The 5,269-nt window shown below is 62.5% G+C and carries 6 protein-coding genes; all 6 read right to left on the reverse strand.

Translation table 11 applies throughout. From position 1 onward, the window contains the following. A partial coding sequence (locus EN969_RS15555; RefSeq protein WP_127419226.1) for a DUF1330 domain-containing protein occupies window positions 1-207 on the reverse strand: 207 nt, incomplete at its 3' end. Window positions 208-239: 32 nt separating this feature from the next. Further along, entirely contained in the window at window positions 240-938 is a 699-nt protein-coding gene (pyrF, locus tag EN969_RS15560; RefSeq protein ID WP_013528590.1) for an orotidine-5'-phosphate decarboxylase, read from the reverse strand. Continuing rightward, complete coding sequence (locus tag EN969_RS15565) at window positions 935-1,531, reverse strand: NADPH-dependent FMN reductase (protein ID WP_063169676.1); 597 nt, start codon at window positions 1,529-1,531, stop codon at window positions 935-937. The genes pyrF and EN969_RS15565 overlap by 4 nt, the downstream gene beginning before the upstream one ends. A gap of 164 nt (window positions 1,532-1,695) precedes the next feature. Continuing rightward, window positions 1,696-2,301 carry a phospholipid N-methyltransferase PmtA gene (gene pmtA / locus EN969_RS15570; RefSeq protein ID WP_013528588.1) on the reverse strand — a complete coding sequence of 202 codons (606 nt, stop codon included), beginning with the start codon at window positions 2,299-2,301 and terminating at the stop codon, window positions 1,696-1,698. 167 nt (window positions 2,302-2,468) lie between these two features. Continuing rightward, complete coding sequence (dnaJ, locus tag EN969_RS15575; RefSeq protein ID WP_013528587.1) at window positions 2,469-3,599, reverse strand: molecular chaperone DnaJ; 1,131 nt, start codon at window positions 3,597-3,599, stop codon at window positions 2,469-2,471. Between the two features lie 212 nt (window positions 3,600-3,811). After that, window positions 3,812-5,269 (reverse strand): molecular chaperone DnaK (gene dnaK / locus EN969_RS15580; protein ID WP_127419227.1); only part of this gene is annotated, 1,458 nt, incomplete at its 5' end.

Genomic DNA, 5,269 nt, shown 5'->3' on the forward strand with positions numbered 1-5,269 from the left:
GTAGCAATCGTGTGCGGCAGCCAGCGATTCGAACTCGATAATGACATTGCGTGCGCGGCCGGGGCCTTCGGCCTTTTCGTACTCGCCGCCGCGCGCCAGGAACTTCGCCCCGAAGCGCTCGAAGGCAGGTTTGGCGGCGGCGACATAGTCCTTGTAGCCTTCCGCGTCGCGCACATCGACACGAGCGATCCAATATCCTTTGGGCATTTTCTTGGTCTCCGAACTTGTTCCTGGAAATCTCAGGCCGAGCGCATCTCGTCGAGGATGGCTTCGGCCGCTTCCCGTTTGTTGGCCGCAGCAATGATCGGACGGCCGACGACGAGGTGGCTGGCGCCGTTGCGAATCGCCTGGCCCGGCGTCACCACACGCTTCTGGTCGCCATGGTCGCTGCCCGCCGGCCGGATGCCGGGCGTCACCACCGCCATGTCGGGTCCCACGATCCGGCGCACCGCCTCGGCCTCCGCGGCCGAGCAGACGATGCCGCCCATGCCGGCATGCAGCGCCTGTTCCGAGCGCCTAAGCACCAGCGTATGCGGATCGTACTCATAGCCGACGTCGATCATGTCCTGCTCGTCCATCGAGGTCAGAACGCTGACGGCAAGCAGGCAAAGGTCGCTGCCTCTGGCCGCCTCTACGGCGGCCTGCATAGCCTTGGGATAGGCGTGAATGGTCAGCATGGTCACGCCCATCTTGACGATGTTCTCGACACCCTTGGCCACCGTGTGGTCGATGTCGAGCAGCTTCATGTCTAGGAAGACGTTGGTGCCGCCGCTGGCCAGCTCCCTGGCGAAGTCGAGCCCGCCGGCGAAGGCAAGCTGGTAGCCGATCTTGTAGAAGGAGACGATGCCGTCGAGTTCGCGCACTGCCTGCTCGGCTTGCTTCACTGTCGGCACGTCGAGGCCGACGATGAGCCGGTCGCGCATGCTATTGGCGATCATGCCTCGATCCGGGTGGACAGCAGGCGCGAGGTCTCGATCAGCGTGCGGCATAGGTGCTCCATCGATTTGTGCAGTCTTTCGTCACGGAAATTTCCATCCTCGTCGAAGGCGTCACCGCCGTCGGGCACCGAGCATTCCGGCGTCACCACCTCCATCTGGCAACGCACCAGCACCGCGCGCAGATGGTTGATGCAGCGGATACCGGCAAAGTGCCCGTTGGAGGACGAGCAAAGGCCAACGACCTTGCCGGCCAGCGGCCTGACTGGCCGGCCACCATCCCTGCGCACCCGGCTCACCCAGTCGATCGTGTTCTTGAGCAGCGGCGGAATGGAGCCGTTATATTCGGGCGTGGCGATCAGCAGCCCGTCATGGGCCATGATGAGACGGCCGAGTTTCTGGGCGTTTTCGGGAACGCCTTTTTCCTTTTCCAGGTCTTCGTCCATGATCGGCAGGGGGTATTCGGCGAGCGAGATGCGGGTCACCTCGGCACCTTGCATGGCGAGTTCCTTTTGCGCCACGTCGGCGGCCCTGCCGCTATAGGCGCCGCTGCGCACCGAGCCGGCGAAGACGAGGATTTTCGGGATCACTGCCATTGGCCACCCTTGTTCCCGGACAGGTACAGCCAAGGACGGCTCAAATCAACGGCTGGATAGGATAGGGGAATAGGGCAGTAGGGAATATGGGAGTAGAAAATAGCCTGGAAATGGAACCCTTCATCCCTACTCCCTTACTCCCCTATTGCCTTATTCCCTTCTCACTAGTGCGCTTCGCGGCGATAGATCCACAGCTGCGTCGGCGGAATGTTGCGGAGGATGAAATCGAAATGTTTGACCGTATAATTGCCGCGGCCGGGTGGGATCGGCGACATCGGGCCATAGGTCAACTGCACGATCGGCCGTCCGGCCGGGATGCGGTCGAGCAGGCTCTCGATATAGGCGATGCGCTGGGCGACCGGAAAGTTGAGCAGCGGCACGCCCGAAACGACGGAATCGAAGATCATCCCGCTCTTGTCGCCAAGCGTGGCGTTGAGGTTGAAGGCGTCGCCCTCGATGACGTTGACGCCGGGATAGAGCCGCCGCAGGTGACGAACGAAATCCGTGGAATATTCGACAGCGTAGAGGTTTTCGGGGCGTACGCCCTGGGCGAGGATGGCGCGGGTGATGACGCCGGTACCGGGACCGACCTCGAGCACTGGCAGGCCGGATTTAGGATTGACGATCGAGGCCATCTTGCGCGCGGTGATCGAACTGGTCGGCACGATCGAGCCAACCGTCTTCGGCTTGTCGATCCAGCCCTTGAAGAATTTGAGTTCGTCGTCGAACTTTTCGACAAGCGCCTTCCGCAGTCCAGGGCCACGTGTCATGCAAGCTCTCCTCAGCGCTCCCCGCAAAGTTACTTAGCACCTGAGCGGTGCTAGGCAAGGCGCGGCCGGACGCATGTCGTGGATAAGATAATTTTCGTCGCGTCTCAAGGGGTGACGCGATTCAAGGATTTACGCGTGGCAAATCGGCTTACGCGGGCCAAAGTGCATCAACGCTCGCCGAAAGACTCGAAGAAATCCTTCATACGGGCGAAAAAGCCGCTCGATTGAGGCGAATTGTCCTGCGAGGAGAGCTGTTCGAACTCCTCCAGAAGTTCGCGCTGGCGCCGGGTCAGGTTCTGCGGCGTCTCGACCGCGGTCTGGATGTAGAGGTCGCCGACATTGGGCTGGCGCAGCACAGGCATGCCCTTGCCCTTGAGGCGGAACTGGCGCCCGTTCTGTGTGCCTTCGGTCACCTTGACCTTGGTCTGCGTGCCGTCCAGCGTCGTCACCTCGAAGGAGCCGCCAAGGGCTGCCGTCGTCATCGAGATCGGCACCTTGCAATAGAGATCGGCGCCGTCGCGCTGGAAGAACTCGTGCGGTTTGACCGCCAGGAAAATATAGAGGTCGCCCGAGGGCCCGCCGCGCAGGCCGGCTTCGCCCTCATTGGCAAGGCGGATGCGGGTGCCGTCCTCGATGCCGGCCGGGATGTTGACCGACAGCGAACGCTCCTCGGTGACGCGGCCCTGGCCGGCGCATTTCGGGCACGGATCCTTGATCGTCTGGCCGCGCCCCTGGCATTGCGGGCAGGTCCGCTCGATCGAGAAGAAACCTTGCGTGGCGCGCACCTTGCCGTGGCCGTTGCACATCGAGCAGGTGACGGGCTGGGTGCCGGGCTTGGCGCCGCTGCCCGAACATTCAGAGCACGAGATCGACGCCGGCACCCGGATCTGTGCGGTCTTGCCGGCAAAAGCCTCTTCCAGGGTGATTTCCATGTTGTAGCGCAGGTCGGCGCCGCGCTCGCGGCCGCCCGACGAGCGGCGCTGGCGCCCGCCCATCATGTCGCCGAAAATGTCCTCGAAAATGTCGGCGAAGCCGCCGGCGCCAAAGCCCTGGGCCCCGCCATTCATGCCGCCCTGTTCGAAGGCGGCGTGGCCGAAGCGGTCATAGGCCGCGCGCTTCTGCGGGTCTTTCAGCGTCTCGTAGGCTTCGTTGATTTCCTTGAACTTGTGCTCGCAGGAATGGTCGCCGGGGTTGCGATCGGGATGGAACTGCATGGCGAGCTTGCGGAAAGCGCTCTTGAGCTCCTTCTCATCGGCGCCTTTTTGCACGCCCAGCGTCTCGTAGAAATCAGCTTTCATTTTTTCCCGCTGTCCGGATGCTCAACGTCTTGAAGCATTGTTGCGTCTCTTGCCGGCACTGACGCTTCGATTTAGGTGCGATGGAAGGGGGATGCCAGTGTCGACGCGGCTTTGCCTGCATTTTTTCAGCAAGGCCCGCTGTTTTTCTGCAAGGGGTTGCAAAAAAGCCCGGCCTTCGCCGGGCTTTTCGCTTTATCTTGCCGTCAAACGGTTCAGGCCGACTTCTTCTTGTCGTCGTCCTCGTCGATTTCCTCGAAATCGGCGTCGACAACGTCACTGTCCTTGGCGGCGTCCGCCTTGGCGTCGGCTTCCGCCGCTTCCTTCTGCGAAGCCTCGTACATGGCCTGGCCAAGCTTCATAGAAGCCTCGGCCAGCGCCTGGCTCTTGGCTTCGATGTCGGCCGCGTCGTCGCCTTCGGTCGCGGTCTTCAGCGCCGCGATCGCGTCGGAGATCGCCGTGCGCTCGCCTTCCGAAACCTTGTCGCCATATTCCTTCAGCGACTTCTCCGAGGAATGCAGCAGCGCTTCGGCCTGGTTGCGGGCCTCGACCAGCGCACGCCGCTTCTTGTCGGTCTCGGCATTGGCCTCGGCGTCCTTGACCATCTTCTCGATGTCGGCGTCCGAAAGACCACCCGATGCCTGGATGCGGATCTGGTGCTCCTTGCCGGTGCCCTTGTCCTTGGCCGAAACGTTGACGATGCCGTTGGCGTCGATGTCGAAGGTGACCTCGATCTGCGGTACGCCGCGCGGCGCCGGCGGAATGCCGACCAGGTCGAACTGGCCGAGCGCCTTGTTGTCGGCGGCCATTTCGCGCTCACCCTGGAAGACCCGGATGGTCACTGCCGACTGTGAGTCCTCGGCCGTCGAGAACACCTGGCTCTTCTTGGTCGGGATCGTCGTGTTGCGTTCGATCAGGCGGGTGAACACGCCACCCAGCGTCTCGATGCCGAGCGACAGCGGCGTCACGTCGAGCAACAGCACGTCCTTGACGTCGCCCTGCAGCACGCCGGCCTGGATGGCGGCGCCGAGAGCGACGACCTCATCCGGATTGACGCCCTTGTGCGGCTCCTTGCCGAAGAACTGCTTCACGATTTCCTGGATCTTGGGCATGCGGGTCATGCCGCCGACCAGAACGACTTCGTCGATCTCGCCCGCCTTCAGGCCGGCATCCTTCAACGCCGCCTTGCAAGGGGCAATCGTGCGCTGGACGAGGTCGTCGACCAGCTGCTCGAACTTGGCGCGCGTCAGCTTCAGCGTCAGGTGCTTCGGCCCGGTCGCGTCGGCGGTGATGAAGGGCAGGTTGATTTCGGTCTGGGTGGTCGACGACAGCTCGATCTTGGCCTTTTCAGCCGCCTCCTTGAGGCGCTGCAGGGCAAGCTTATCGTTCTTCAGGTCGATGCCCTGTTCCTTCTTGAACTCGGCCGCCAGGTATTCGACCAGGCGCATGTCGAAATCCTCGCCGCCGAGGAAGGTGTCGCCATTGGTCGACTTGACCTCGAACACGCCATCGCCGATTTCGAGCACCGAAATGTCGAACGTGCCGCCGCCAAGGTCATAGACGGCAATGGTCTTGCCTTCCTTCTTGTCGAGGCCATAGGCAAGCGCTGCCGCGGTCGGCTCGTTGATGATGCGCAGCACTTCAAGGCCGGCGATCTTGCCGGCATCCTTGGT

This window comes from Mesorhizobium sp. M7A.F.Ca.CA.003.01.2.1, assembly GCF_003998945.1.
Taxonomy (GTDB): Bacteria; Pseudomonadota; Alphaproteobacteria; order Rhizobiales; family Rhizobiaceae; genus Mesorhizobium; species Mesorhizobium ciceri.